Below are 25,964 nucleotides of genomic sequence, written 5' to 3'. Positions count from 1 at the left end.
TGGCGTCAGCGCAGCACCAGCGGGATCGTCACCGGCCCGTCGTTGACCAGGTACACCTGCATGGCCGCACCGAACTCGCCGGCGCCCACCAGCGGATGCGCGGCACGCGCGAGATCGAGCACGCGCTCGTACAGGCGTCGGCCCTGGTCGGGCGGCGCGGCGCCGGTGAAGCTCGGCCGGTTGCCGCCGCGGGTGTCGGCAGCGAGCGTGAACTGGCTGACGATCAGCAGCCCACCGCCGACGTCGCGCACGCTGCGGTTCATGCGCCCGGCGGCGTCGCCGAAGATGCGCAGCTTGAGCAGCTTGTCGACCAGTTGCTGCGCGTGCGCGTCGGTGTCGGCAGGCTCGGCGCAGACGAACACCAGCAGCCCCGCGCCGATCTCGCCGACGACGCGCGCGTCGACGACGACGCGGGCCTGCGCGACACGCTGCACCAGCGCCAGCATCAGATCGCGTCCTCGGCGTCGCCGGCGTGCGCCTCGACGTCGCTGGGCAGCAGCTGGATCGTCGCGCGCAACCCCGGCACCGCGCTCATCAGCGCCAGTTCGACCGAGTTGCGCAGCGCCGCGGCGCGGCCCAGCGACCACTGCGCCGGCATGTGCATGTGCAGGTCGACGAAGCGGCGCTGGCCGGCGCGGCGCGTGACGACGTGGTCGAAGCGGATCGTGCGGTGCGCGAAGCCGGCGAGCACCTGGTCGATCTGCGCCAGCACCTCGGGTTCGAGCGCGCGGTCCATCAGCCCGTCGGCCGAACGGCGGATCAGCGACACGCCCTCGCGCGCGATGTTCAGCGCCACCGCGATGGCGAGCAGCGGGTCGAGCCACAGCCAGCCGGTAGCGCCGGCGACGAGCACGCCGGCGACGACGCCGATCGAGGTCCAGACGTCGGTCATCAGGTGGCGCGCGTCGCCCTCGAGCGCGATCGAACGGTGCTCGTGCGCCTTGCGCAGCATCGCCCAGGCCAGTGAGCCGTTCAGCGCCGTGGCCGCCAGCGACAGCGCCGTGCCCCAGCCCAGCTGCTCGAGCGGCTGCGGCGCGAGCAGCCGCTGCACCGCGGCCCAGATGATCGCCAGCGCGGCCACCAGGATCAGCACGCCCTCGAAGCCGCTCGAGAAATACTCGGCCTTGTGGTGGCCGTAGGGGTGCTCGTCGTCGGGCGGTGTCGCCGCCAGCGTGACCATCAGCAGCGCGAAGCTGGCGCCGGCCAGGTTGACCAGCGACTCGAGCGCGTCCGACAGCAGGCCCACCGAGCCGGTCAGCCACCAGGCGCCGGTCTTCAGCGCGATCGTCGCCAGCGCGACGGCGACCGAGATCTTCAGGTAGGCGGCGGCGCTCATCCGGCGTCGGGTGGCGCCGCGGTGCGACGCGCCAGCGCGCGGTGCTGCCCCAGCCCCAGCAGCACCAGCAGCGCCAGCGCCATCTCCAGCACTTCCTCGAACGCCAGCCCCAGCGCACGCGCGCGCGCCGACACCGCGACGCCGAGGTCGTCGGAGAGGATGTTCACGCCGCGGTCGACCGCCTTGGTCAGCACCAGCGTCACCAGGAACACCGCCGCGGTCACGGCCACCGGGTGGCGCTCGCGCAGCGCGCGCCACAGCGTGGCGCCGCGATGCCGCGCCAGCCACCACAGCGCCCAGGCCACCGGCGCCAGCACCGCCAGCGCCGCCGCCTTGTGCGTCAGCGGCTGCGCGCCGATCCAGAAGCGCGACTTGAGCACGCTGATCTCGGTCCACGCCTTGTGCAGGTCGAGCTCGCGCAGGCCGAACGCCGTCATCACGATCGCCAGCGCCAGCCACAGCGCCAGCGGCTGGCGCGCGTCGCGCAGCGCCAGCAGCGCCAGCGCGGCGACGAAGTAGCCCGCCGCGGCAACCGTCTCGAACGGCCCCTGCTCGGACATCAGCGCCTGCACCCGCGGCGGCGACGCGAGCGCACCGATCATCAGCGCGACGACCCCCAGCGCGGCCACCAGCGCGACCGCAGCCGACGGGCGGGTCAGCCGCGAAGCGGGCGGCGTGGGCATGCGGTCAGCGCGCGGCACATGGCCTCGATTGTCGGCTCATTCGCGCGCACCCCCGACCAGCAGCGCCAGCCCGGCGACCGCCTGCACCAGCGCCGCGGCGCCGTAGAGCATCGCCGCCGCCACCGCCTGCGGCGCCGCGACGCCGAACGCGCCCAGCGCGAGCACCGCCGCGGCCTCGCGCGTGCCCCAGCCTCCGAAGCTCACCGGCAGCGTGGCCATCAGGAACACCGGCACCGCCGCCGCCGCCCAGGCCCAGTACGGCAGCGCGACGCCGAGCGCCGCGCCGCCGCAGGCCAGCGTGCCGATCGACAGCAGTTGCACCGCCGTCGAGGCGATCACCTGCACACCGTACTGCGCCAGCAGCCGCGGGCGGCGCACGAGTGGCACCAGCTTGGCGATCCCGCGCCGCCGCGTCGCCGCGGCGGTCGACGCCCGCGAGCCGGCGCGCTGCCAGGCCCACAGCAGCGGCACCGGCAGCAGCAACGCCACGACGGCGCCCGCGGCCAGCGCCGCCGGGCCGACGACCGCGCCGGCGCGCTGGCCCGACGCGGCGAGCAACGCCGCCACCGCGTCGGCCTGCGCCAGCCCGTACGCGGCGCCGAGCGCGCCGATCACGACCAGCAAGCACAGGCCGCCGACGCGGTCGACCAGCACCGACACGCCGGCCTCGAGCAGCGGCAGGCCGCGGCGCGACAGCGCCTGAGCACGGTACAGATCGCCGCCGACCACCGCGCCGGGCAGCAGCGCGTTGATCGCCACGCCGCGGAAGTACGCCGCCAGCGCCCAGCCGGCACGCACCGTCGACCCGAGCCAGCGCGCCAGCGCCCACCAGCGCAGCGCCGATGCGGCGTTGGCCGCCACCGCGCTGGCCAGCCCGAGCGCCAGCCAGCCCGGGTCGGCGCCGCGCAGCGCGAGCCACAGCGCGCGCGGGTCGACCCACCACAGCAGCAGCGCCAGCAGCAGCGCCGCGGCCGCGACACGCGCGACGGCGCGCGCCGGCGGGCTCAACCGCCGCGCTCCGCGTCGCGCGTCGGGCGGTCGCCGTCGGCACGCACGTGGTACTGCGGGCGACCTTGCCCTTCATGGTAGACGCGCATCAGCATCTCGCCGGTCAGCCCGGCGACGATCAGTTGGGCGCCGATCAGCACGAGCATCACGCCGGCCAGCAGCAGCGGACGCCCGCCGATGTCCTCGCCGCCGAGCTTGAGCACCAGCAGGTACGCCAGCACCAGCACCCCCGGCGTGGCCAGCCACAGGCCGAGCCCGCCGAAGGCGTGCAGCGGGCGTTGCCGGTAGCGCATGAAGAACACGATCAGCACCAGGTCGAGGATCACGCGGAACGTGCGGTCGATGCCGTACTTGCTCTGCCCCCGCGTGCGCGCGTGGTGGCGCACCGGCATCTCGGCGATGCGCGCGCCGGCGTCGCGCGCGAGCGACGGGATGAAGCGGTGCAGTTCGCCGTACAGCCGGATGCGGTCGATGATGTGGCGCCGGTACGCCTTCAGCGCACAACCGTAGTCGTGCAGCGGCACGCGCGTGGCGCGCGAGATCAGGCGGTTGGCGATGCGGCTGGGCAAGCGGCGCGACAGCGCGGCGTCCTGGCGCTCGCGGCGCCAGCCCGACACCATGTCGACGCCTGGGTCGGCCTCCAGGCGCTGCAGCAGCAGCGGGATGTCCAGCGGTTCGTTCTGCAGGTCGGCGTCGAGCGTGACGACGTAGCGCCCGCGCACGCGGTCGAAACCCGCCTGCAGCGCGCTCGACTGGCCGTAGTTGCGCGCCAGCGGTACCGCGCGCAGCCAGCCGTGATCGCGCGCGAGCCGCCCGAGCAGCTCGGCGCTGCCGTCGGTCGATCCGTCGTCGACCGCGATCAGCTCGAAGCGGTAGCCGCTCGGCGCCATCGCCGCGCCGACACGCTCGACGAGCTCGCGCAGGTTGTCGACCTCGTTGAACACCGGGATCACGATCGACACGTCGGGCGGGGCCGCGGCGACGTCGTTCGGCGGCAACACGGGCGCAGGCAGCGGCATGCGCGCATTCTGCCCGCCGCTATGCTGCGCGCCGTGCCGCACCCTGCCCCGCCCTGGCCGGCGACCGCTCGAAACGACCAGCCGCTGGCCGGCGGCTGGTGGGTTGCGCTGTGTGCCTACTTCGCGGCGCACGCGCTGCTGCGTGTGGCGCTCGGCGACGGGCTCGAGCTCGACGAGGCCGAGCAGGTGCTGTGGACGCAGCGGCTCGCGCTGGGCTACGGCACGCAGCCGCCGCTGTACACCTGGCTGCAGTGGGCGGTGTTCCAGGTGCTCGGCGTGTCGGTGGCGTCGCTGGCGCTGCTGAAGAACACGCTGCTCGCGCTGACCTACCTGTTCACCTTCCTCGCCGCGCGCACGCTGGTGCCGGCGCCGCTGGCGGCGCTGGCATCGGCGAGCATGCTGCTGATCCCGCAGATCGGCTGGGAGTCGCAGCGCGACCTGACCCATTCGGTGGTGTGCACGACGGCCGCGGCGGCGACCCTGTGGCTGGTGCTGGCGCTGCGCCAGCGGGCCAACCCGGTGCGCTACCTGGCGCTCGGGCTGGCCGTCGGGCTCGGCGTGCTCGCCAAGTACAGCTACGCCGTGTTCGCCACGGCGCTGCTGCTCGCGCTGCTCGCGGCGCCCGACACGCGCGCACTGCTGGTCACACGCTGGACGGCCGCGGCGCTGGCGCTGGCGCTGCTCGTCGTGCTGCCGCACGGCGTGTGGCTCGCGACGCACCTGGAACAGGCCACGCAGGGCACGCTGGCGAAGATGGGCGCCGACGCGCCGCTGCCGTGGGCCGAGGGCGTCGCGCGCGGGCTGGGCAGCGGTGCGCTCGCGGTGCTGAGCTTCCTCACGCCGCTGTGGCTGGTGCTGCTGGCGCTGTTCGTTCGACGCGCCACGGTGGCCGAAGCGCCCGCGCCGGGGCGGGGCTGCGGGCTGCTGCGCCGCTACCTGGCGGCGCTGGCGTTGCTGCTGCTGGTGCTGGTGCTCGCCGGCGCGGTGACGCAGTTCAAGGACCGCTGGATGCAGCCGCTGCTGTTCCTCGCCCCGCTGGCGTTCTTCGCGTGCGCACCGCATGGCGCGACGCCGCGGCGGCTGCGGCAGCTGCGCCGCCTGCTCGCCGGCTGGGCGCTGCTGGTGCTGGCGCTGATCGCGCTGCGCGCGCCGCTGGACGGCTGGCGCGACACCCCCGACGAGCTGAACGTGCCGGCACGCGCGCTGGCGGGGTCGCTGCGCGACGCCGGTTTCGACGGCGGGGCGATCGTCAGCGACGACCGCCACCTCGCCGGCGTGTTGCGGCTGCAGTTCCCGCATGCGCGCGTGCACGTCGTCGGCCGCGACGCCGGCGAGCCGCCCGCCGCGGCGCTGTGGATCGCGCGCGGCGACAGCCTGGATGCGATCGAGGCGGTCTTGGGCCGGCCGGCCGAGGCGGCGCGCACGCTGGCACTGCCGCCGGCGCTGGCGCCCGCAACGGCCACGCCACTGCGCTTCACCTACGCCCTGGTGCGCTGAGCGTCTGCGTCAGGCCAGCGTGACGCGCGCGAACCTGCGCTTGCCGACCTGCACGACGAAGGTGCCCGGGCCCAGCTTCAGGCCCTTGTCGCCGACCGCGCCGCCGTCGACGCGCACGCCGCCGCCGTCGATCAGGCGCATCGCCTCGCTGGTCGACGGCGCCAGCCCGGCCTGCTTGAGCAGCGCGCCGATGCCCAGCGGCGCGCCGCTCAGGTGCACCTCGGGGATGTCGTCGGGCACGCCGCCGCGCGCGCGCAACTCGAAGTCGGCCTGCGCCGCGTCGGCCGCCGCCGTGCCGTGAAAGCGCGCGGTGATCTCGCGCGCCAGCAGCACCTTCGCGTCCTTCGGGTTGCGCCCGGCGTCGACCTCGGCCTTCAGCGCCGCGATCTCGGCTTCGCTGCGGAAGCTCAGCAGCGTGAAGTAGCGCCACATCAGCGTGTCGTTGATCGACAGCAGCTTGGCGAACATCGTCGCCGGCGGCTCGGTGATGCCGACGTAGTTGCCCTTGCTCTTGGACATCTTGTCGACGCCGTCGAGCCCCTCGAGCAGCGGCATCGTCAGGATGCACTGCGGCTCCTGCCCGTACTCGGCCTGCAGTGTGCGGCCGACCAGCAGGTTGAACTTCTGGTCGGTGCCGCCGAGCTCGAGGTCGGACTTCAGCGCCACCGAGTCGTAGCCCTGCATCAGGGGGTACAGCAGCTCGTGCACGCTGATCGGCAGGCCGCCCTTCAGGCGCCTGGCGAAGTCGTCGCGCTCGAGCATGCGCGCCAGCGTGTACTTGGCGGCGAGCTGGATCATGCCGCGCGCGCCCAGCGCGTCGCTCCATTCGGAGTTGTAGCGGATCTCGGTGCGCGCCGGGTCGAGCACCATGCTCGCCTGCGCGTAGTAGGTCTGCGCGTTGGCCTCGATCTGCTCGCGCGTCAGCGGCGGGCGCGTGGTGTTGCGCCCCGACGGGTCGCCGATCGTCGACGTGAAATCGCCGATCAGGAAGATCACCTGGTGCCCCAGGTCCTGCAGCTGGCGCATCTTGTTGAGCACCACCGTGTGCCCGAGGTGGATGTCGGGCGCGGTCGGGTCCAGCCCGAGCTTGATGCGCAGCGGCTGGCCGGTGGCCTCGGCGCGCGCCAGCTTGGCCAGCCAGTCGGACTCGGGCAGCAGTTCCTCGCAACCGCGGCGGCTGACCGCCAGTGCCTCGCGCGTGCGCTCGGTCACCGGAAACGACGGCTTCTCGTGATGCGAAACGGCGGACACAGGCGCTGACATGATGGCTCGGCGGTGGCACCGAAAGCGGGCATTTCCCAGGTTCGGGGCCACTTTCGGCCGGATATACTGGCCGGCGGTCATCAGACCGCCACAGAAAAAAATCAACCGGAGCAAGGTCCGGCGGGCGAATTCTATCGGTCGGCCGGAGTTTCCTATTGCACCGTGTCGCGCGCTCCTGCGGAGCGTGTCGGCCGCAGACGCCGGGGCGTTGGGCCCCGCCCGCACTCGTGGATCCGTTGGGCTGGTTGAACCGCAGCACTGCAGACGTGCAGCAATTCGTCGCAAGGCACCACCGCGGCCTGATGGCCGGCGTCGCCGTCGGTCTGGTCGGCTTCGCCGCCGCCGCGTTCGGCATCGCCCCGCTGGCGCCCGACGCTGCCGAGTTGCCGCGCCGCGTGGTCAGCGAGGCGATCGACGTGCTGCCGCTCGAGGCTCAGCTCGAGGCGCTGGCCGACCACTCGCTGGCGCTGTCGCGCAGCCAGGTCACGCGCGTCGGCGACACCGCCGACAGCCTGCTGCAGCGCCTCGGCGTCGCCGACGTCGACGCGTCGGCGTTCCTGCGCCGCGACGCCACGGCGCGGCGCGTGCTCGAGGGCCGTCCGGGCAAGCTGGTCAGCGCCACGGCGCGCGGCGACGGCACGCTGCTCGAACTGGTGGCCCGCTTTCCGGCCGAGCGCGACCAGGCGCGCACCCACTTCACTCGCCTGACGGTGCAACGCGACGGCGACGGCTGGCGCGCCTTCGCCGAGATCGCACCGCTCGAGGCGCAGGTGCGGGTGGGCAGCGGCACGATCCGCTCGTCGCTGTTCGCCGCCACCGAGGAAGCCGGCATCGCCGATGCGATCGCGATTCAGGTGGCCGAGATCTTCTCGACCGACATCGACTTCCACCGCGAACTGCGCCGCGGCGACACCTTCAGCGTGGTCTACGAGACGCTGACCGCCGACGGTGAGCCGATCGTCTGGAACCAGGGCACCGGCCGCGTGCTGGCCGCCGAGTTCGTCAACGGCGGGCGCGTGCACCAGGCGCTGTGGTACCAGGGCCGCGACGGCCGCGGCGGCTACTATGCGTTCGACGGGCAGAGCAAGCGCCGCACCTTCCTCGCCAGCCCGCTCGAGTTCTCGCGCGTGACATCGGGTTTCGCGATGCGCATGCACCCGATCCTGCAGCGCCTGCGCGCGCACAAGGGCGTCGACTACGCCGCGCCCACCGGCACCCCGGTGCGCGTGGTCGGCGACGGCGTCGTCGACTTCGCCGGCCGGCAGAACGGCTACGGCAACGTCGTCATCGTGCGCCACAGCAACCACCGCACCACGCTGTACGCGCACCTCAGCCGCATCGACGTGAGGCGCGGCGAGCGCGTCGCGCAGGGGCAGCACCTGGGCGCCGTCGGCGCGACCGGCTGGGCCACCGGGCCGCACCTGCACTTCGAGTTCCACGTCAACGGCGTGCACCAGGACCCGATGCGCATCGCCAAGTCGTCGGAGGCAGTGACGCTGGCCGCCAGCGAGCGCGCCGGGTTCGAGCAGCAGGCGCAGGTCGCGCGCGTCAAGCTCGACGTCGCGCGCTCGATCACCACCGCCGCGCTCGACCGCGACTGAACCCGCCCGGCTGCCGATGTCGCTGTACGTCGGCCTGATGTCGGGCACGTCGCTCGACGGCATCGACGCCGTGCTGGCCGACATCGAAGGCGACGCGGCTGCGCTGCGCATCGCCACCGTCGCCCACCGCCACGCCGGCTACCCCGACGACCTGCGTGCCGAGTTGCTGGCGCTGAACACGCCGGGCCGCGACGAACTCGCCCGCGCCGCGCGCGCGGCGCAGCGCATGGTCGAACTCGCCGCGCGCCTGGTCGGCGAACTGCTCGCGCACGCCGGTGCCGACGCTGCCGCCGTGCGCGCGATCGGCTCGCACGGCCAGACCGTGCGCCACCATCCACCTGCGGCGGACGAGGCGGTGCCGTTCACGGTGCAGATCGACAACGGCGCGCTGCTCGCCGAGCTGACCGGCATCGACGTGGTGTGCGACTTCCGCCGTCGCGACCTCGCCGCGGGCGGCCAGGGCGCGCCGCTGGTGCCTGCGTTCCACGCGGCGCGCTTCGCGCGTCCCGGCACCGCCGTCGCGGTGCTCAACCTCGGCGGCTTCGCCAACCTGACGCTGCTGCACGCCGACGGACGCGTCACGGGATTCGACTGCGGGCCGGGCAATGTGCTGCTCGACCTGTGGTGCGAGCGGCACACCGGCCAGCGTTTCGACGCCGAGGGCCGCTGGGCGGCGAGCGGCCGCGTCGAACCGGTGCTGCTCGAAGCCTTGCGCGCCGACCCCTTCTTCGCGCAGCCCCCGCCGAAGAGCACGGGCCGCGACCAGTTCAACGCGGCGTGGCTGGACGCACGCCTGGCACGCTTCGGCGCGCTGGGCGCCGCCGACGTGCAGGCCACGCTGGTCGCGCTGACCGCCGGCGTCGTCGGCGACGACCTGCAGCGGCACGCGCCGCGGACGGCGCAGCTGGTGGTGTGCGGCGGCGGCGCGCACAACGTTCGCCTGCTCGACGTGCTGTCGCGCGCACTGCCGCACGTCGACGTGATCACTGCCGACCGGCTCGGCATCGGCGCCACCCAGGTCGAGGCCACCGCCTTCGCCTGGCTCGCGCACGCGCACCTGCAGCGTCAGCCGGGCAACCGGCCGGAAGTCACCGGCGCGCGCGGACCCCGCGTGCTCGGTGCGCTGTACCCGGCGCGCTAGTGCGGGTTTGCGATCGACCACCGAAGACCCGGGCCATCGGTCGCGGCCTGCGGGCGTCGAGCGTGCCGAGGCCGGCGGGCCCCTGTCGCGCCATGTCCCCCCGGACCCGGCTGCCCGCGCCCCTGCCCCCGTATTTGCGCACCAGGGTCGCCGCCCTCGGTGGCCGACGTGTCGGTGGTCGAGGCCCGAGCTTCAAGACGGTGGCCGGTCGCGGGCAGTGCGCATGCCGTCGAACGCGGTGTCGTGCAGGACCGGGGAGCCAGAAACGCGACGGCCGCCCGTGGGCGGCCGTCGGCGGGGCTGCAGTCGATCAGACCGAGAACGACGACCCGCAACCGCAGGTGGTGTTGGCGTTCGGGTTCTTGATCACGAACTGCGCGCCCTGCAGGTCGTCCTTGTAGTCGATCTCGGCACCGAGCAGGTACTGCAGGCTCATCGCGTCGATCAGCAGCGTGACCCCGTTCTTGGTCATCTGTGTGTCGTCCTCGTTGATCACCTCGTCGAAGGTGAATCCGTACTGGAAGCCCGAACACCCGCCGCCCTGCACGAACACGCGCAGCTTCAGGTCGGGATTGCCCTCCTCGTCGACGAGTTCCTTGACCTTCTCGGCCGCGCTGTCGGTGAACACCAGCGGTGCCGGCATCTCTTCGCTCACACCCTGGACCTGCTCGGCAACTGCGTTCATCGGTACTCCATTCAAGACAGAACTAACCTGGGCCTGAAGCGGCGAGTTTCAACGCCACCCGTTCCTCGGACTTCAACGGCCGCAACTCGCCGTCGATCACCGCGCCCTGATGCATCTCGAGGGCTGCGTAGCGCACGTCGCCGACGATGCGCGCCTTCGGTTGCAGTTCGACCAACTCGCGCGCCTCGACCGGCCCCGTCACAGACCCGTTGATGATCACATGGTCGGCTTTGACCTTGCCATGGACCCGGGCATTCTCGCTGACCACCAGGATGCTCGGCGCGTCGCCGACGGCGACGACGTCGCCGTGAATCTCGCCGTCGACGCGCAGACCGTCACAGAAGCGCAACTCGCCGCGCACCTGCGTGCCCTCGCCGACCAGGCTGCGGATCGGCGGCTGCTTGCGTCGGGAAAACCACATCGCCCACGACTCCCTTGTTCGTCCGGCGCGGCGGCGGGACTTCGCGCGGTCACAGACTCGCCCACTGCATCGCACGCACCGCGCCGCCCTGATCCAGGATCCTGACCTGGACCGTTTGTACCACGGCGTCCGGTGGATGGTCGACGAGTCCGTCGACGCGCATGTACTGCCGCAACTGCAGCGGCAGTCCGCCTACGGGCATCGCCTGCGACCAGGCCTGTCCTGCGCGCGTGCCCACCAGCGACACCTCGTACCTGCCCGTGAACGGCGCCGGCGACTTGCCCGACTGCATCACCAGCAGCTGGTAGCGCAACTGCCCCGGCCCGGCCGCCTCGACCTGCAGACCGCGCACGGCCAGCGCGTCGCCCTGCGCCGGTAGCAGCGTCTCGAAGAAGCCCAAATCGGCCTTCAGCGCCAGGTTCTCGCTCTCGGCCTGGCGCAACCGCTGCTGCACCGCCTCGAGCGCGGTGCGCTCGGCACGCAGCAGGCTCTCCGCGGTGTTGGCCACCGACTGCACGGCGCCCAGTTCGCTGCGTGAACGCGCGAGCTCGCGCCGCAACTCGCGCACTTCGGTGTGCAGGTCGCGGTCGAGGCCGGCGATGTCCTTGCCCAGTTCGAACGCCCACAGCGCGATCGCTGCCGAGAAGCCGAGCACCACGGCGGCCAGCGCCCAGCGCAGTGGCCACGGCAGGTGGCTGCGCACGATCATGCGCGGCGCGGACACCGACAGGCGACGGCGCAGCAGCTTCCAGCGCATCAGGCTGCCGGCGCGACGCGGCGCACAAACGAACGAGGCCGCACAGCGGCGGCCTCGATGCGGGTCCTGCGGGCAGGCGCCTCAGCGCTTGCTGAACTGCTTGCGGCGGCGCGCACCATGCAGGCCGACCTTCTTGCGCTCGACCTCGCGCGCGTCGCGCGTGACGAACCCGGCCTGGCTCAGTTCGGGCTTGAGCGCCGCGTCGTAGTCGATCAGCGCACGCGTGATGCCGTGGCGCACCGCACCGGCCTGGCCCGATTCGCCGCCGCCGTGCACGTTGACCTTGACGTCGAACGCCTCGCCGTTGTTCGTCAGCAGCAGCGGCTGCTTGACGATCATGATCGACGTCTGGCGGCCGAAGTACTCGTCCACCGGCTTGCCGTTGACGACGATCTGGCCGTTGCCCTTCTTGATGAACACCCGGGCCACCGACGACTTGCGGCGGCCGGTGCCGTAGTTCCAGTTTCCGATCATCCCGCCGCTCCTCAGATTTCCAGCGTCTTCGGCTGCTGGGCCGCGTGCGGATGCGCGCCACCCGCGTAGACCTTCAGCTTCTTGGCCATCGCGTAGCCCAGCGGGCCCTTGGGCAGCATGCCCTTGACGGCCTTCTCCAGCGCGCGGCCGGGATGCCTGGCCTGCATGTCCTTGAACGATGTACCGTAGATGCCACCCGGATAGCCCGAGTGGCGGTAGTACACCTTGTCGGTGGCCTTGCTGCCGGTGACGCGGATCCTGTCGGCGTTGACGACGATGATGAAATCGCCGGTATCGACGTGAGGCGTGTAGATGGCCTTGTGCTTGCCGCGCAAACGACGTGCCACTTCGCTGGCGACACGTCCGAGCACCTTGTCGGTGGCGTCAATCACAAACCACTCGTGCTTCACCTCGGCCGGCTTGGCGCTGAAGGTCTTCATGAGGGTCTTTCGTTGCGGCCGCCCGCACCCACCCGTCGGGGTGCGCTGCGTCGGCCTCGTCACGGCTGTGCGGGCGCCGCGGTCACCTCGGTGCGGGCTCGTGCTGGCCCCCTCTCGGTGCTGGTCCGGTGCGCCGGGGCGACGACCTGTCGACGCCGGCGGTTCGCCGACGCCGCGCACTGCGCGCCCTGTTTCCCCGCCGTTTTCGGGAAAGCCGCGCAGTATATCCGGCTTTTGCGGCCAGCGAGAACACGTGGCGCCGAGCGCGGCATCACGGTTGGAGCACGCTCTCCACCAAGTGCCGCTACCATGCGGGTTAACCCTAGATTCCCACAAGGAGTAAGGCATGGGCTTCCCAGGCGACATCCTCAGCCGGCCCGGACTTCGCCCCGACCGCCACGCGCGTCCCGACGAACCGAAGCACGAACCCGCATTTCACTGGATCCCGATCCGCTCGCTGGCCGAGCGCCACCGACCGCGCATCCTGACGCACCTGCTGGCGCTGGGCGACGCCGACCGCTACCTGCGCTTCGGTCACCCCGCCACCGACAGCCAGATCGGGCGCTACGTCGACGGCATCGACTTCGCCCGCGACGAGGTGTTCGGGATCTTCAACCGCCGCCTCGAGCTGATCGCGATGGCGCACCTGGCGCACGCCGGCGAGGCGCACAGCGCCGAGTTCGGCGTCTCGGTGCTGCCGAAGGCGCGTGGGCGCGGCTACGGCGCGCGGCTGTTCGACCACGCGGTGCTGCACGCGCGCAACCGCGGCGTCGACACGATGATCATCCATGCGCTCAGCGAGAACACGGCCATGCTGCGCATCGCGCGCAAGGCGGGCGCGACGATCGATCGCGCCGGCACCGACTCGCAGGCCGTGCTCAAGCTGCCGCCGCACGACATGGCGTCGCACGTCAGCGAGATCGTCGAGGACGGCGCTGCCGAGATCGACTACCGCATCAAGGCCCAGGCACGGCGCATCGACGGACTGCTCGACGCGATCGCCGACGTCAAGGCGGGGGTTCGGGGCCAGAGCGGGCACACGGCCATGGACTGACCCGTCGGGCCGATGCGGCGAAACCGCACGGTTGCGGGGCTGCCCGGGGTTGTGACCGGCGGTAACATGCGCGCGGTTTCAGTGCGGAACTGCGCCGGCGGTCGTGGCGCCCCCGCGACACGACCCGACACGGCTGCATGACCTCGACGACATTGCCCTGGCTGCTTGCGCTCGCGACCCTGACGCTGGTCGCCATGGGAATCGCCGCCGGCCTGTGGTGGCGTTCGCGCCGCAGCGCGCGCCCCAAGCCGCTGCCCACCGAATGGGCGCTCACGCCCCGTCCGGTGTTCAACACCGAGGAGCGGCGCCTGTACCGCCAGCTGCGCGAGGCGCTGCCGCACCACATCGTGCTCGCCAAGCTGCCGCTGGTGCGGTTCTGCCAGCCGGCCGACCCACAGGACGTGCGCTACTGGTACGAGCTGCTCGGCTCGACGCATGTCACCTTCGCGATCTGCAGCGCCAACGGCCGCGTGCTCGCCGCGATCGACTTCGACCACGACCGCAGCGGCTCGCGGCGCACGCTGCTGATCAAGCAGTCGGTGCTCGGCGCCTGCCGCATCCGCTACCTGCGCTGCCCGCTGGACCACCTGCCCACGGTGCACGAACTGCAACTGCTCGTGCCGCAGGCCGGCGCGCCGGCGCGCAGCCCGCAGGTCAGCGCCGCCGCGGTCACCATGCACGCCGCGGCGCCGATCGCCGAGCCGGCGCGCGACGCGCTGGGCGCGGCACCCGCCGCCGGTGCGCGCCGGCGCCGCCGCGCCACGCTGTGGCAGGACTCGGGCTTCTTCCACGACTCGTTCTTCGGCCTCGAGACCCGCAACGACGCCAGCTTCCCGAGCGAGTTCAGCCCCTACTCGCCACCACCTGCGCCGCCGGCGGTGCGCCGCGCCAACGGCGCCGACGATGAACGCCCGCGTGCGCCGCTGGACACGGCGTGGCCTGCACCGTGGCCCGAGCGCCGTCGCGACGAAGGCGGCGACGCCGACGACGAGCCACCACAGCTCGGCGCATCGGGCGGCCGCTGAACGTGTCGCGCCCTGCCGCGGCGGTCGACGGCTACGCCGCGCTGACCCCCGACGCCGTGCTCGACGCGCTGGCCGGCGCCGGGCTGCACCCGGACGGCCGGCTGCTGCAGCTCAACTCGTACGAGAACCGGGTGTTCCAGGTCTTCCTCGACGACGGCACGGCGGTGGTCGCCAAGTTCTACCGTCCGCACCGCTGGAGCGACGCGCAGATCCTCGAGGAGCACGCCTTCGCGCTCGAGCTCGCAGCCCACGACGTGCCGGTGGTGGCACCGCTCGCGCTGCGGACCACGCCGTCGTCGGCGGGCGGCTGCATGCTGGCCGGCACGCCGGCGACGCTCGCCGCCGACCTCGCCAGCGGTTTCCGCTTCAGCGTCAGCCCGCGCCACGCCGGGCGCTCCCCCGAACTCGACGACCCCGCCGTCGCCGCCTGGCTGGGCCGCTTCATCGGGCGCCTGCACGCGGTCGGCGCGCGGCAGCGCTTCGCGCACCGGCGCAGCCTCGACGTCGCCTCCTGGGGAGACGCGTCGCGGCAGTGGCTGGTCGACCACGACGTCGTGACGCCCGCCGAGCTGGGCGCCTGGCGCGCCGCGGCCGACGCCGCGCTGGCGCTGGTGCACGCCGCCTTCGCACGCCTGAGCGGCCTGCGCGTGCTGCGGCTGCACGGCGACTGCCACCTCGGCAACATCCTGTGGCGCGACGAAGGTCCGCACGTCGTCGACCTCGACGACGCCTGCAACGGCCCGGCGGTGCAGGACCTGTGGATGCTCGAGCCCGAGGGCCCGCAGCGCACGGCCGCCTGGGCCGCGCTGCTCGACGGCTACCGCGTGTTCATGCCGTTCGACGACCGCGAACTGGCGCTGATCGAGCCGTTGCGCACGCTGCGCATGCTGCACCACAGCGCGTGGATCGCGCGCCGCTGGAGCGACCCGGCGTTTCCGGTGGCGTTTCCCTGGTTCGGCACACCGGCGTACTGGAGCCAGCAAGCGACGCAGCTGCGCGAGCAGGTCGAGCTGATGTCCGGCTGAGCGCCCACCCGGGGCGGGCTCCCCCCGGGGGTCAAGCCGCCCCGTGGCGGCCCGGCGACGACTCGAGGGCGACGGCGCGCGGTGTCAGGCGCTGAGCAGCCGCGTCACGCGCTGCACGTAGGCGGCAGGGTCCTCGAGCTGCCCGCCTTCGGCGAGCCAGGCTTGGTCGAACAGGATCTGCGCCAGGTCGTCGAAACGCTCGTCGGTGTCGAGCCGCCTGACCAGCGGGTGCTCGGGGTTGACCTCGAGGATCGGTTGCGACCTCGGCGCGTTCTGACCGGCCTGCTTGAGCAGGCGCGCCAGGTGCGCACTCATGTCGCCTTCGTCGACGACGATGCACGCCGGCGACTCGACCAGCCGCGTCGTCACGCGCACGTCCTTGGCGCGCTCCTTCAGCGCCGTCTTCAGCCGCTCCAGCACCGGCTTGAACGCCTCCGCCACCTCCTCGGCGTGCTTCTTCTCCGCCTCGTCCTGCAGCTTGCCGAGGTCGACCGCGCCCTTGGCGACGCTTTGCAGCGGCTTGCCGTCGAACTCGTAAAGGTGCGCGAGCATCCACTCGTCGACGCGGTCGACGAGCAGCAGCACCTCGATGCCCTTCTTGCGGAACACCTCGAGCTGCGGGCTGGCCTTCGCGGCACCCAGGCTGTCGGCGGTGACGTAGTAGATCGCCTCCTGGCCGTCCTTCATGCGCGCGACGTAGTCAGCGAAGCTCACGCCCTCGTCGGCGTGCGTCGACGCGAAGCGCAGCAGCTTGGCCAGGCGCTCCTGGTTGGCGTGGTCCTCGCCGACGCCCTCCTTCAGCACGGCACCGAACTCGCGCCAGAACTTCAGGTACTTCTCGCGCTCGCCGGCGTCGTCGCTGTCGGCCAGGCCCTCGAGCATGCCGAGCACGCGCTTCGTGCAGCCCTCGCGGATCGCCTTCACGTCGCGGCTTTCCTGCAGCAGTTCGCGGCTGACGTTCAGCGGCAGGTCCGCCGAGTCGACGACGCCCTTGACGAAGCGCAAGTACACCGGCATCAGCGCCTGCGCGTCGTCCATGATGAACACGCGCTTGACGTACAGCTTCACGCCGGCGTGCTTGTCGCGGTTCCACAGGTCGAACGGCGCCTTGGCCGGGATGTACAGCAGCTGCGTGTATTCGGTGCGCCCCTCGACGCGATTGTGCGTGTACGCCAGCGGCGCTTCGCTGTCGTAGCTGATCTGCTTGTAGAACTCGACGTACTGCGCGTCGGTGATCTCGCTCTTGGGCCGGGTCCACAGCGCCGCGGCCTTGTTGACCGTCTCCCACTCGTCGGACAGCGCGTATTCCTTCTTCTCCTCGTCCCACGCCTCCTTGCGCATCAGGATCGGCAGCGAGATGTGGTCGGAGTACTTGGCGATGATCGACTTGAGCTTCCAGGTCTTCGCGAACTCCTCCTCGCCGTCGCGCAGGTGCAGGATCACGTCGGTGCCCCGCTGCTCGCGCGTGATCGGCTCGACGTCGAATTCGCCGCTGCCGTCGCTGGTCCAGCGCACGCCTTCCTCGGGCTTGAGGCCGGCGCGGCGCGACTCGACGGTGATGCGGTCGGCGACGATGAAGCCCGAGTAGAAGCCCACGCCGAACTGGCCGATCAGGTTGGCGTCCTTCTTCTGCTCGCCTTCGAGCTTCGACAGGAACTCGCGCGTGCCGCTCTTGGCGATCGTGCCCAGGTGCTGCACGGCCTCCTCGGCGCTCATGCCGATGCCGTTGTCGCGGATCGTCACCGTCTTCGCGTCGGGGTCGAAGAAGACGCGGATCTCGAGGTTCGGCGCGTCCTCGTACAGCCCGGGCGCGTCGAGCGCCTCGAAGCGCAGCTTGTCGCAGGCGTCGCTGGCGTTGGAGACCAGCTCGCGCAGGAAGATCTCCTTGTTCGAGTACAGCGAATGCGTGACCAGGTGCAGGATCTGCTTGACCTCGGCCTGGAAGGACAGGGTTTGCTTCTCGCTCATCGTCGTTCGCGTCGGATTCGTGGAAAAGCGGCGCCCTCGCGCCGTCGGGGCCGGACATGGGGGCGTCCGGCCGGGCTTCAAGCCCCGGCCGGCGGGCTTCAGAGCACGACCTTGACCATCGGGTGCGCGCTCAGCGTGCGGTACAGCTCGTCGAGCTGCTCGCGGCTGGTCGCCGTGACGGTCACCGTCAGCCCCAGGTAGTTGCCGCTGCGGCTCGGCCGCTCCTCGACCGAGGCCGGGTCGAAGCCGGGGTCGAAACGCTGCACCACCTGCACGATCGCCGCGCGGAAACCGTCGACGTGCGCGCCCATCACCTTGATCGGGAACGCGCTCGGGTACTCGATCAGGCTCTGCTCGGACGGAATGTCGCGCATCGGCTGCAGACTCAGTACAGCCCTACGGGTTGCGCGGCAGCACCTGCGCCGCTGGAGCGCAAGCCCATCGAGCGGCCGCCAGCGGATCCGGCTTCGACGGTCCGCTGGCGGTGCCCCCTCGAGGGGGAGGCGCCGAAGGCGCTGCGGGGTGGTGCATCAGATCGACTGTTCGCGCTTCGCGCGCTGGTAGGCCTCGTGCAGCCGTGCGTACACCGGGCCGGGCTTGCCGCGCAGCGCACCGTGGCCGACCGGCTCACCGTCGATCTTGGTCACCGGCAGCACCTCCTTGGTGGCCGAGCTCAGCAGCACCTCGTCGGCGGCGCGCACGTCGGCCTCGGAGATCGGGCGCAGGTTGTACGCGATGCCCTCCTCCTCGCACAGTTCGCGCAGCAGCTCGACGCGGATGCCCTCGAGCACCTGCTCGCTCTTCGGCGGGCCGAGCAGCGCGCCCTCGTGCACGATCCACACGTTGCTCGCCGACGCCTCGGTCAGCCAGCCGTCGCGGAACAGGATCGTCTCGACCGCGCCGTGGTCGGCCGACAGCTGGCGCGCCAGCACCGCGCCGAGCAGGCTGGTGCTCTTGATGTCGCCGCGCTGCCAGCGGAAGTCGGCCGCCGTCGTGCACGCCACGCCGTGGTGGCGCTGCTCGGCGGTGGGCGGCTTCATCGGGTTGGCCATCATGAACACGGTCGGCTCGATGTCCGGCGGCATCACGTGGTCACGCGGCGCGACCCCGCGCGTGACCTGGATGTACACCAGCTGGTCTTCGGCGCCGCTGTGCGCGTGCAGCGCCGCGACCAGCGCGCGCGCGCGGTCAAACCACTGCTCGCGCGTGGCCGGCGCGGCGATGCGCACCTTGGCCAGGCTGCGCCCGAGCCGCGCGACATGGTCGTCGAAACGGAACAGCCGGCGCGCGTACACCGGGATCACCTCGTAGACGCCGTCGCCGAAGATGAAACCACGGTCGAGCACGCTGACCTTGGCGTCGCACAGGCGCGTGTACTCGCCGTTGAGGAAACACGGGGTGTCGGGCAGGGCGGTCATCGCGGGCCTTTCGCGGGTCGGTCAGCTTAACGGATCCACAGCCGCAGCGCATCCCAGGCGCGGCCGAACACACCCGCCTCGGGCACCGCCTCGAGCACCACCAGCGGCACCTCGCCAACCGGCGCGCCGGCGCGCGTCGTGATCTTCACCGTGCCCACGCGCTGACCCTGCGCCAGCGGCGCGACCAGCGGGTCGGTGCGCTCGAGCCGCGTCTGCAGCCGGTCGGCCTCGCCACGCGGCACCGCGAGCACCACGTCGCTGGCCACCCCCAGCGCCGCCTGGCGCTTCGTGCCCTTCCAGACCTCGGGGCTGGCGATGGCCTTGCCGCCGTCGAAAAGCTTGATCGCGTCGAACGCGGCGAAGCCCCAGTTGAGCAGCTTCTGGCTCTCGTTGGCGCGCGCCTCGCGGCTGTCGGTGCCCAGCACGACGCTGAGCAGCCGGCGCTTGCCCGGCGTGTTGCCGCCGGGGCCGAGGTTCGGGAACTCGCGCACCGCACTGGCCACCAGGCAGTAGCCGGCCGCGGCGGTGTAGCCGGTCTTCATGCCGTCGACGGTGGGGTCGCGGCGCAGCAGCAGGTTGCGGTTGTCCTGCCGGATGCGGTTGTAGGTGTACTCCTTGACCGAGTAGTAGCGGTAGTACTGCGGGAAGTCGGCGATGATGCGCGAGGCGATCGTCGCGATGTCGCGCGCGCTGCTGCGGTGACCCGGCTCGCTCATGCCGGTGACGTTGCGGAACTCGGTGTTCTTCAGCCCCCAGGCCTGCGCCTGGCGGTTCATCATCGCGACGAAGTTCTCCACCGTGCCGGCCACCCCCTCGGCCAGCGCCACCGTCGCGTCGTTGCCCGACTGCACGATCATGCCGTGCAGCAACTCGTCGACCTTGGGCGTCATCGTGGTGTTGATGAACATCAGCGACGGGTCGCCCTTGCGCTCGTCCCAGGCGCGCTGGCTGACCGGCAGCGTCTGCTCGAGCGTCAGCCGACCCTCGCGCAGCGCGCCGAACACGATGTAGGCGGTCATCAGCTTGGTCAGCGACGCCGGGTCGGCCGGCGCGTCGGCGTCGCGCTCGGCCAGCGTCTGGCCGGTGGTCAGGTCGAGCAGCAGGTAGTGGCGTGCCGCGACCTCGGGCGGCGGCAGCGGCTGCGCCGACGCCGGCAGCGCGGCAGCGGCGATCACGAACAGGGCGAGCAGGGAGCGGAGGAATCGATTCATCGAGAGCGGAGCCGGTCGGAAGGCAGAGACGACAGAAAGTGGAGGAGGTCGGCGGGACGCGCGCGCAGGGTCCGCACGCGCGACGTTGCTCAGGCGGCCAAGGCGCGAACGACGATCGACTTGAGCAGCGGCAGCCGACCGTGGAAGAAGTGGCCGACGCCGGGCACCACGACCACCGGCAGCGACTGCGGCCGCGCCCAGTCGAGCGTGGCCGCCAGCGGCACGACGTCGTCGGCTTCGCCGTGGATCACCAGCGTGTCTTCGGGTACCGCGGCGACGTCGAAGTTCCCCGTCGCCGGAGCGACCAGCAGCAGGCGTTGTGCCGGCGGGTCGAGCCGCGCCGCCGCCTGCGAGGCGACATAGCCGCCGAAAGAGAAGCCGCCGAGCACCAGCGGCATCGTGGCGTCGCGGTGCGCGGCGACCACCGCGAGCGCGTCGTCGACTTCGCCGCGGCCACCGTCCCACCCACCCTGCGACGCGCCGATGCCACGGAAGTTGAAGCGCACCGTGCGCCAACCGACCTGCAGCAGCGCGCGTGCCAGCGTCTGCACGACCTTGTTGTCCATCGTGCCACCGTGCAGCGGGTGCGGGTGGCACAGCACCGCGACGCCACGCGGCGCGCCGGCAGGCGCGTCGACGCCGCACTCGAGGGCGCCGGCGGGCCCGGCCACCAGGTGCCGCTGCGTGTGCACGTTCACGGGCTTGTCGCGGCGAAGGCCGAGCCGGCCGCTCAGCGCCCGACGTCGGGCGGCAGCACCAGCCGCTCGACGACACGCCCGTTCTTCAGGTGCGACTCGACGATCTCGTCGATGTCGTCCCGGTCGACGTAGTGGTACCACACCGCCTCGGGGTAGACCACCGCCACCGGCCCGCCGGCGCAGCGGTCCAGGCAACCGGCCTTGTTGACACGCACCCGACCCGGCCCCATCAGTCCGGCGGCCTTGACGCGCGACTTGCAGTGATCGAACGCGCCCTGCGCGTCGTGCTGCGCACAGCAGGCCTCGCCGCCGTCGCGCTGGTTCAGGCAGAAGAAGATGTGGCGCGCGTAGTAGCTCATCGGCGGGATTGTAGGCAGCGGGCTCACGCCGGCTCGTCGCGGCGCGCCAGCCGCGTGAGCAGCCACGCCAGCGCCGCGTACGGCCAGACCCAGCCGATCCACTGCGCCAGCCCGTGGAAACGGATGAAGCGCCCCTGCTGCCAGTCCTGCAGGCTGTGCGCGTAGTAGGCGTCGGTGGGGGCCATCGCGACCACCGCGACCAGCCCGGTGAGCGCCACCAGCGCGATGCCCGCGGCCAGCCGCCGACCCGCCGGCATGCACAGCAACGCGCCGAGCAGTCCGGCCGCCAGGCCCGGCCCGGCGGCCGGCGTCCACCACGCCAGCGCATTCTCGGGCCCGAAGTTCAGCGCGGTGGCCAGTGTCATCGTCCCGACCGCCACCGCCGCGGCGCCCAGCGCCAACGCCAGCCGACGCCAGCCCGGCGGGCTCACCGTGAACGCGATCAGGCACGGCGCCAGCAGCCCCAGCGCCACTGCCACCGCCTCGACGAGCGGCGTCGGGCGCCCGGCGACGCCGGCCGGCAGCGCCAGCAAGTCGTGTACAGCATCGGCCCAAGGCGTGCCGTCCAGCGCGGCCAGCGCCCAGCCGCGCGCCTCGTCCCACACCTGCCCCATGCCCAGCGGCACCGGCGTCGGGAACAGCAAGCCCAGCGGCCACAGCAGCAGCAGCGCGATCGCCGCGGCACTGTGACGCACGAACCAGCGATCGCGCCAGACCTGCCAGCGCTCGAGCGCGCCGAGCGCGTGCGCCAGCGCACCGAGCAGCGCGCCGGCCAGCGCGCCGACGACGTTGAGCAGCAGGTCCAGCGACGAGGGCACGCGCGCCGGCAGGAACTGCTGCAGCACCTCGAGCGTGTACGACAGTGCCGCGGCACAGAGCAGCGCGGCGGCGAACGCGGTGGCCACGCGGCGGCCGGTGCGCACCGCGGCGACGTAGACCAGCGCGCCCAGCGGCAGGTAGCCGAGCAGGTTCGCGGTGATGTCGAACTGCGGGAACCACGCCGGCCACGGCAGCCGCCACCAGCCCCAGCCGCCGCCGCTGGGCACGCGCCAGCCGGCGAACGGGAACAGGCTGGCGTAAGCGACGACGCCAGCGAACGCCGCGGCGAGCAGCGTGGCCGAACTGCGCGGCCGCGTCATGCCCGCGCCCGACGCTGCGCGGCGGCCGGGAAGGTGCCGACGGCGTCTTCGTCGGGCGGCGAACGCGGTGACCGTGGCGGGGACACTTCAAAACGGCTTGACGACGACCAGCACGACGATCGCCGTGAACAGCAACACCGTGACCTCGTTGAAGACGCGGTACCAGCGATGGCTGCGCCGGTTGGCGAGCCGCTCGAAGTCGCCCAGCAGCCGCCGGCACCAGTGGTGGTAGCCGAGCACCGCCACCACGCCCGCGAGCTTGGCGTGCATCCACCCGCTGCCGGCACCGAGGCCGATGCCGTAATGCAGCCACAGCACCAGTCCCAGCGCGACGGCCGGCAGCATCAGCAGGGTCGAGAAGCGATACAGCTTGCGCGCCATCAGCAGCAGGCGCTCGCGCTCGGCGTGGCTGTCGGGTGCGACCATCGCCAGGTTGACGAACAGCCGCGGCAGGTAGAACAGCCCCGCGAACCAGCTCGCGACGAACACGACGTGGAACGCCTTGACCCACAGGTAGCCGGAACTCATCGCGTCATTATGGTGGGCCGCCCTCGACGGCACGGCGACGCAGGCGGTGCGGCTATCATCGGCCGCACAGTCCACCGCAGGCTGGCGTCGACCGCAAGCAGTTGCCGACCGCGCGCGAGAGCCGGCCCCGAAGGCGCCGCGGCCGGGTCGGTGCGACGCTTGCGCAGCACCCCGGCCTGCCCCGCCACCACCGTGCCGAGGTCGCCCCCGTGAACAGCCTGCTGCCCCCGTTCCCCACCAGCCGCCCACGCCGCCTGCGCCGCGACGCCGCGATCCGTGCGCTGGTGCGCGAGCACCGCCTCGCACCCGAGGACCTGATCCTGCCGGTGTTCGTGCTCGACGGCGCGAACCGCGTCGAGGACGTGCCGAGCATGCCCGGCGTGCAGCGGCTGAGCGTCAACCGCCTGTTCGCCGTGGCCGAGCAGTGCGTCGCGCTGGGCGTGCCGGTGATGGCGCTGTTTCCGGTCATCGACCCGGCGCTGAAGACGCCCGACGGGCGCGAGGCGCTGAACCCCGACGGCCTCGTGCCGCGCGCGGCGGCGGCGCTGAAGGCGCGCTTCCCCGAACTCGACCTGCTCACCGACGTCGCGCTCGACCCGTTCACGACGCACGGCCAGGACGGCCTGATCGACGACAGCGGCTACATCCTCAACGACGAGACGGTGGCGGTGCTGACGCAGCAGGCCAGGGTGCAGGCGCAGGCCGGCGTCGACATCGTCGCGCCCAGCGACATGATGGACGGGCGCATCGGCGCGATCCGCGGCGCGCTCGAGGCCGCCGGTCTCGTGCACACGCGCATCATGGCCTACAGCGCGAAGTACGCGAGCGCGTTTTACGGGCCGTTCCGCGACGCCGTGGGCAGCAAGGGCAACCTCGGCAGGAGCGACAAGAAGGTCTACCAGATGGACCCGGGCAACACCGACGAGGCGCTGCGCGAGGTCGCGCTCGACATCGCCGAGGGCGCCGACATGGTGATGGTCAAGCCCGGCATGCCGTACCTGGACATCGTGCGCCGGGTGAAGGACACGTTCCGCATGCCGACCTTCGCCTACCAGGTCAGCGGCGAGTACAGCATGCTCAAGGCCGCTGCGGCCCACGGCTGGCTCGACCACGACGCGGTGATGATGGAGTCGCTGCTGGCCTTCCGGCGCGCCGGCGCCGACGGCGTGCTCACCTACTTCGCGCTCGACGCCGCGAAGCGGCTGCGCCAGGGCTGATGCGCGTCTTCCACGTCACGTCCGACCAGTTCACCGAGCTCGACGCGCTGCCCGAGACGCTGCCCGCGGCCGGCTTCGTCTGGATCGGCAGCGCGCGGCGCGAGTTCGAGGTGCGCGCCGCCGAGGTGCAGTCGCGCCTGCAGCGGTGGACCGGTGCGACGCTGGTCGACCTGCACGTGTCGGACCTGCTGAACAACCAGCTGCCGAGCCACTTCGACACCACGTTCGACTACGACCTGCTGGTGTTCCGCCGGCTCGCCGCGGCGCCCGGCTCGGCAGTGCCCGGCGACGGCCGGCAGGCGGTGCGCAGCGCGACGCGGCAGGCGCTCGAGGCAATCGACACCAGCCCGGTCGGGTTCGCGGTGTTCGACCGCGTGCTCGTCACGGTGCACCCGGCCGACTGCGCGGTGCGCGACTTCTTCGCCGCGCGGCTCGCACAGCGTGGCCAGGGCGCGGCGGCGCGGCTGCCCGCCGGCCCCGCCGACCTGATGCTGCGCATGGTCAACCACATGGTCGACAGCTACCTCGAGCTGCGCCGGCTGCTGGCGCGCCAGCTCGGCGAACTGCAGCTCGAACTGCTCAACCCGCGCAGCCACTTCGACGACTGGGCGCTGCTGCTCGAGGCGCGCAACCGCCTGCACCTGCTCGAGGACACCTGCGAGGACCAGCGCAGCGCGGTGCAGGAGTGGATCGACGCGCTCGACGAGTGGCCGACCGAAGCCGACAAGGCCGCGCAGCGCGAACGCGAACTGCTGCGCCTGCGTTCGCGCGACGTGCTCGAGCATGTCGAGCGCGTGCTCGGCCACGTGCGCCGCCTCGAGCAGTCGATCGAGACCGCGGTGCAGATGCACTTCTCGGCGCTGGGCCACCGCACCAACAACATCATGCGCACGCTGACCGTGCTCACCGCGATCTTCCTGCCGCTGAACCTGATCACCGGCTTCTTCGGCATGAACTTCGACTTCCTGCCGCTGATCCACTCGGCCGAGGGCTTCTGGCTCGCCTTCTGGACGATGGTCGTGGTCGGCGCGGGGCTGGTCGCGTTCTTCTGGCGCAAGCGCTACCTGGGCGGCAGCACGCGATGACGCTGGCACCGCGCCAGCTGGCGCTGCTCGTCGGCCTGACGCTCGCGTGGGGCATCAACTGGCCGGTGATGAAGCTCGGCGTCACGCACTACCCGCCGCTGACGTTTCGCGCGATCTCGATGGTGCTGGGCCTGCCGCTGCTGGCCGCCGCGCTGTGGCTGCAGAAGCTGCCGTTCGCGGTGCCGCGCGCGCACTGGCGCGAGCTGGCGCTGCTGACGGTGACCAACATGTTCGTCTGGCACCTGGTCGTGGTGCTCGCGATCCCGCACCTGAGCTCGGGCCGCGCGGCGATCCTCGGCTACACGATGCCGGTGTTCTCGGCGCTGTGGGGCCTGCTGGTGTTCGGCGACCGGCTGCGCGCGCGCCAGGCGCTGGGCGTCGCCGCCGCGGCGCTCGGCGTGGTGCTGCTGCTGTGGCACGAGTTCGCGCGCGTCGCCGGCGCGCCGGTGGCCGCGTCGGCGATGCTGCTGGCCGCCGCGGTGTGGGCGCTGGGCACGCGCCAGCTGCGCGCCACGACGATCCCGCTGCCGACGCTGACGCTGTCGTTCTGGATGACGCTGGCCACCGCCGTCGCCGTGTGCGCCGCGGCGGCGCTGTTCGAGCGCGCCCAGTGGCACTGGCCGAACGCGCCGGCGCGCGCGGCGATCGCGTTCAATGCGCTGCTGGTGTTCGGCTTCGCGCAGGTGGCGTGGCTCGTGCTCGCGCGCTCGCTGCCGCCGATCGCGTCGACGCTGTCGGTGATGATGATCCCGGTGCTCGGCACCGTCGGCGGCGCGCTCGCGCTCGGCGAGGCGCTGCACTGGCAGGACGCGGCTGCGGCGGCGCTGATGGTCGCCGCGATCGCCTCAGTGCTGTGGCCGGCGCGCACCTCCGCGGCCGGCGCGCCGCGCGGCTGACGGCGCCGCCCGCGAC

The 25,964-nt window shown here is 72.2% G+C and carries 28 protein-coding genes; 9 read left to right on the top strand and 19 right to left on the bottom strand.

Going from position 1 to position 25,964, the window contains the following annotated elements:
• Window positions 1–5: 5 nt before the first annotated feature.
• From dtd to PKC53_RS03095, 5 genes are read right to left on the bottom strand one after another with little or no spacing between them, the layout of a single operon-like run.
• Window positions 6–446, bottom strand: coding sequence for a D-aminoacyl-tRNA deacylase (gene dtd / locus PKC53_RS03115; protein WP_324426198.1), 441 nt, complete (start codon window positions 444–446; stop codon window positions 6–8).
• The gene (locus PKC53_RS03110) at window positions 446–1,336 is read right to left on the bottom strand and encodes a cation diffusion facilitator family transporter (RefSeq protein WP_324426196.1); all 891 of its coding nucleotides are present in this window, start codon (window positions 1,334–1,336) and stop codon (window positions 446–448) included. Before PKC53_RS03110 ends, dtd begins: the two co-directional genes overlap by 1 nt.
• Window positions 1,333–2,019 carry a hypothetical protein gene (locus tag PKC53_RS03105; protein WP_324426194.1) on the bottom strand — a complete coding sequence of 229 codons (687 nt, stop codon included), beginning with the start codon at window positions 2,017–2,019 and terminating at the stop codon, window positions 1,333–1,335. Before PKC53_RS03105 ends, PKC53_RS03110 begins: the two co-directional genes overlap by 4 nt.
• A gap of 36 nt (window positions 2,020–2,055) precedes the next feature.
• Entirely contained in the window at window positions 2,056–3,027 is a 972-nt protein-coding gene (locus tag PKC53_RS03100) for a lysylphosphatidylglycerol synthase transmembrane domain-containing protein (protein ID WP_324426192.1), read from the bottom strand.
• Complete coding sequence (locus tag PKC53_RS03095; protein WP_324426189.1) at window positions 3,024–4,046, bottom strand: glycosyltransferase family 2 protein; 1,023 nt, start codon at window positions 4,044–4,046, stop codon at window positions 3,024–3,026. Before PKC53_RS03095 ends, PKC53_RS03100 begins: the two co-directional genes overlap by 4 nt.
• 33 nt (window positions 4,047–4,079) lie before the next feature.
• Here PKC53_RS03095 and PKC53_RS03090 point away from each other — a divergent pair, with 33 nt between their 5' ends.
• Window positions 4,080–5,543 carry a glycosyltransferase family 39 protein gene (locus PKC53_RS03090; protein WP_324426187.1) on the top strand — a complete coding sequence of 488 codons (1,464 nt, stop codon included), beginning with the start codon at window positions 4,080–4,082 and terminating at the stop codon, window positions 5,541–5,543.
• Window positions 5,544–5,552: 9 nt separating this feature from the next.
• Here PKC53_RS03090 and tyrS read toward each other — a convergent pair whose 3' ends face one another.
• Window positions 5,553–6,806 (bottom strand): tyrosine--tRNA ligase, encoded by a 1,254-nt coding sequence (tyrS, locus tag PKC53_RS03085; protein WP_324426185.1) that lies wholly within the window; start codon window positions 6,804–6,806, stop codon window positions 5,553–5,555.
• 266 nt (window positions 6,807–7,072) lie between these two features.
• Between tyrS and PKC53_RS03080 the strand changes: the two genes are divergently transcribed.
• Both PKC53_RS03080 and PKC53_RS03075 read left to right on the top strand, forming a co-directional pair.
• Window positions 7,073–8,407: a M23 family metallopeptidase gene (locus tag PKC53_RS03080; RefSeq protein ID WP_324426183.1), complete on the top strand. Its 1,335-nt coding sequence runs from the start codon at window positions 7,073–7,075 to the stop codon at window positions 8,405–8,407.
• Between the two features lie 10 nt (window positions 8,408–8,417).
• On the top strand, window positions 8,418–9,548 hold the full coding sequence (locus tag PKC53_RS03075) for an anhydro-N-acetylmuramic acid kinase (RefSeq protein ID WP_324426308.1): 1,131 nt from the start codon (window positions 8,418–8,420) through the stop codon (window positions 9,546–9,548).
• A gap of 310 nt (window positions 9,549–9,858) precedes the next feature.
• Here PKC53_RS03075 and erpA read toward each other — a convergent pair whose 3' ends face one another.
• The 5 genes from erpA to rplM all read right to left on the bottom strand — a co-directional run bounded on the left by erpA (window position 9,859) and on the right by rplM (window position 12,325).
• Window positions 9,859–10,233 (bottom strand): iron-sulfur cluster insertion protein ErpA, encoded by a 375-nt coding sequence (gene erpA / locus PKC53_RS03070; RefSeq protein WP_324426181.1) that lies wholly within the window; start codon window positions 10,231–10,233, stop codon window positions 9,859–9,861.
• A 22-nt stretch (window positions 10,234–10,255) separates the two neighbouring features.
• Complete coding sequence (locus tag PKC53_RS03065) at window positions 10,256–10,654, bottom strand: polymer-forming cytoskeletal protein (protein WP_324426179.1); 399 nt, start codon at window positions 10,652–10,654, stop codon at window positions 10,256–10,258.
• A gap of 49 nt (window positions 10,655–10,703) precedes the next feature.
• Window positions 10,704–11,411, bottom strand: a complete 708-nt coding sequence (locus PKC53_RS03060; RefSeq protein ID WP_324426177.1) for a DUF6776 family protein — start codon at window positions 11,409–11,411, stop codon at window positions 10,704–10,706.
• An 81-nt stretch (window positions 11,412–11,492) separates the two neighbouring features.
• Complete coding sequence (gene rpsI, locus PKC53_RS03055) at window positions 11,493–11,885, bottom strand: 30S ribosomal protein S9 (protein ID WP_324426174.1); 393 nt, start codon at window positions 11,883–11,885, stop codon at window positions 11,493–11,495.
• A gap of 11 nt (window positions 11,886–11,896) precedes the next feature.
• Window positions 11,897–12,325 carry a 50S ribosomal protein L13 gene (rplM, locus tag PKC53_RS03050; protein ID WP_324426172.1) on the bottom strand — a complete coding sequence of 143 codons (429 nt, stop codon included), beginning with the start codon at window positions 12,323–12,325 and terminating at the stop codon, window positions 11,897–11,899.
• Between the two features lie 346 nt (window positions 12,326–12,671).
• On the opposite strand from rplM, the gene PKC53_RS03045 reads away from it, so the two are divergent.
• From PKC53_RS03045 to PKC53_RS03035, 3 genes are all read left to right on the top strand, one after another.
• On the top strand, window positions 12,672–13,379 hold the full coding sequence (locus PKC53_RS03045) for a GNAT family N-acetyltransferase (protein ID WP_324426170.1): 708 nt from the start codon (window positions 12,672–12,674) through the stop codon (window positions 13,377–13,379).
• A gap of 194 nt (window positions 13,380–13,573) precedes the next feature.
• Window positions 13,574–14,404 (top strand): DUF2726 domain-containing protein, encoded by an 831-nt coding sequence (locus PKC53_RS03040; protein ID WP_324426306.1) that lies wholly within the window; start codon window positions 13,574–13,576, stop codon window positions 14,402–14,404.
• The gene (locus PKC53_RS03035) at window positions 14,401–15,429 is read left to right on the top strand and encodes a serine/threonine protein kinase (RefSeq protein ID WP_324426304.1); all 1,029 of its coding nucleotides are present in this window, start codon (window positions 14,401–14,403) and stop codon (window positions 15,427–15,429) included. The genes PKC53_RS03040 and PKC53_RS03035 overlap by 4 nt, the downstream gene beginning before the upstream one ends.
• 84 nt (window positions 15,430–15,513) lie before the next feature.
• Here PKC53_RS03035 and htpG read toward each other — a convergent pair whose 3' ends face one another.
• The 8 genes from htpG to PKC53_RS02995 all read right to left on the bottom strand — a co-directional run bounded on the left by htpG (window position 15,514) and on the right by PKC53_RS02995 (window position 22,750).
• Window positions 15,514–17,397, bottom strand: coding sequence for a molecular chaperone HtpG (gene htpG, locus PKC53_RS03030; protein WP_324426168.1), 1,884 nt, complete (start codon window positions 17,395–17,397; stop codon window positions 15,514–15,516).
• Between the two features lie 98 nt (window positions 17,398–17,495).
• Window positions 17,496–17,771 (bottom strand): DUF493 family protein, encoded by a 276-nt coding sequence (locus tag PKC53_RS03025; RefSeq protein ID WP_324426166.1) that lies wholly within the window; start codon window positions 17,769–17,771, stop codon window positions 17,496–17,498.
• Between the two features lie 156 nt (window positions 17,772–17,927).
• Window positions 17,928–18,815, bottom strand: coding sequence for an aminotransferase class IV (locus PKC53_RS03020; protein WP_324426164.1), 888 nt, complete (start codon window positions 18,813–18,815; stop codon window positions 17,928–17,930).
• Window positions 18,816–18,841: 26 nt separating this feature from the next.
• Window positions 18,842–20,026: a D-alanyl-D-alanine carboxypeptidase family protein gene (locus PKC53_RS03015; RefSeq protein ID WP_324426162.1), complete on the bottom strand. Its 1,185-nt coding sequence runs from the start codon at window positions 20,024–20,026 to the stop codon at window positions 18,842–18,844.
• Between the two features lie 89 nt (window positions 20,027–20,115).
• On the bottom strand, window positions 20,116–20,724 hold the full coding sequence (locus tag PKC53_RS03010) for an alpha/beta fold hydrolase (RefSeq protein WP_324426160.1): 609 nt from the start codon (window positions 20,722–20,724) through the stop codon (window positions 20,116–20,118).
• A gap of 32 nt (window positions 20,725–20,756) precedes the next feature.
• The gene (locus tag PKC53_RS03005; protein WP_324426158.1) at window positions 20,757–21,083 is read right to left on the bottom strand and encodes a (2Fe-2S) ferredoxin domain-containing protein; all 327 of its coding nucleotides are present in this window, start codon (window positions 21,081–21,083) and stop codon (window positions 20,757–20,759) included.
• A gap of 23 nt (window positions 21,084–21,106) precedes the next feature.
• Window positions 21,107–22,222 (bottom strand): VanZ family protein, encoded by a 1,116-nt coding sequence (locus tag PKC53_RS03000; protein ID WP_324426156.1) that lies wholly within the window; start codon window positions 22,220–22,222, stop codon window positions 21,107–21,109.
• A gap of 87 nt (window positions 22,223–22,309) precedes the next feature.
• Window positions 22,310–22,750, bottom strand: coding sequence for a CopD family protein (locus PKC53_RS02995; protein WP_324426154.1), 441 nt, complete (start codon window positions 22,748–22,750; stop codon window positions 22,310–22,312).
• Window positions 22,751–22,959: 209 nt separating this feature from the next.
• Between PKC53_RS02995 and hemB the strand changes: the two genes are divergently transcribed.
• The 3 genes from hemB to PKC53_RS02980 are packed head-to-tail and all read left to right on the top strand — an operon-like array spanning window position 22,960 to window position 25,948.
• Complete coding sequence (hemB, locus tag PKC53_RS02990; RefSeq protein WP_324426152.1) at window positions 22,960–23,967, top strand: porphobilinogen synthase; 1,008 nt, start codon at window positions 22,960–22,962, stop codon at window positions 23,965–23,967.
• A complete protein-coding gene (locus PKC53_RS02985) occupies window positions 23,967–25,052 on the top strand; it encodes a magnesium transporter CorA family protein (protein WP_324426150.1) in 1,086 nt (361 codons plus the stop codon). The genes hemB and PKC53_RS02985 overlap by 1 nt, the downstream gene beginning before the upstream one ends.
• Window positions 25,049–25,948 (top strand): DMT family transporter, encoded by a 900-nt coding sequence (locus PKC53_RS02980; RefSeq protein ID WP_324426148.1) that lies wholly within the window; start codon window positions 25,049–25,051, stop codon window positions 25,946–25,948. The genes PKC53_RS02985 and PKC53_RS02980 overlap by 4 nt, the downstream gene beginning before the upstream one ends.
• The last annotated feature ends 16 nt before the right edge of the window (window positions 25,949–25,964 follow it).

The sequence above is a fragment of the Azohydromonas sp. genome (assembly GCF_035325925.1).
Classification (GTDB): Bacteria; Pseudomonadota; Gammaproteobacteria; order Burkholderiales; family Burkholderiaceae_C; genus Calidifontimicrobium.
The sequence above is the reverse complement of the archived record's forward strand: the minus strand, read 5'-3'. Positions and strand labels throughout refer to the sequence as shown.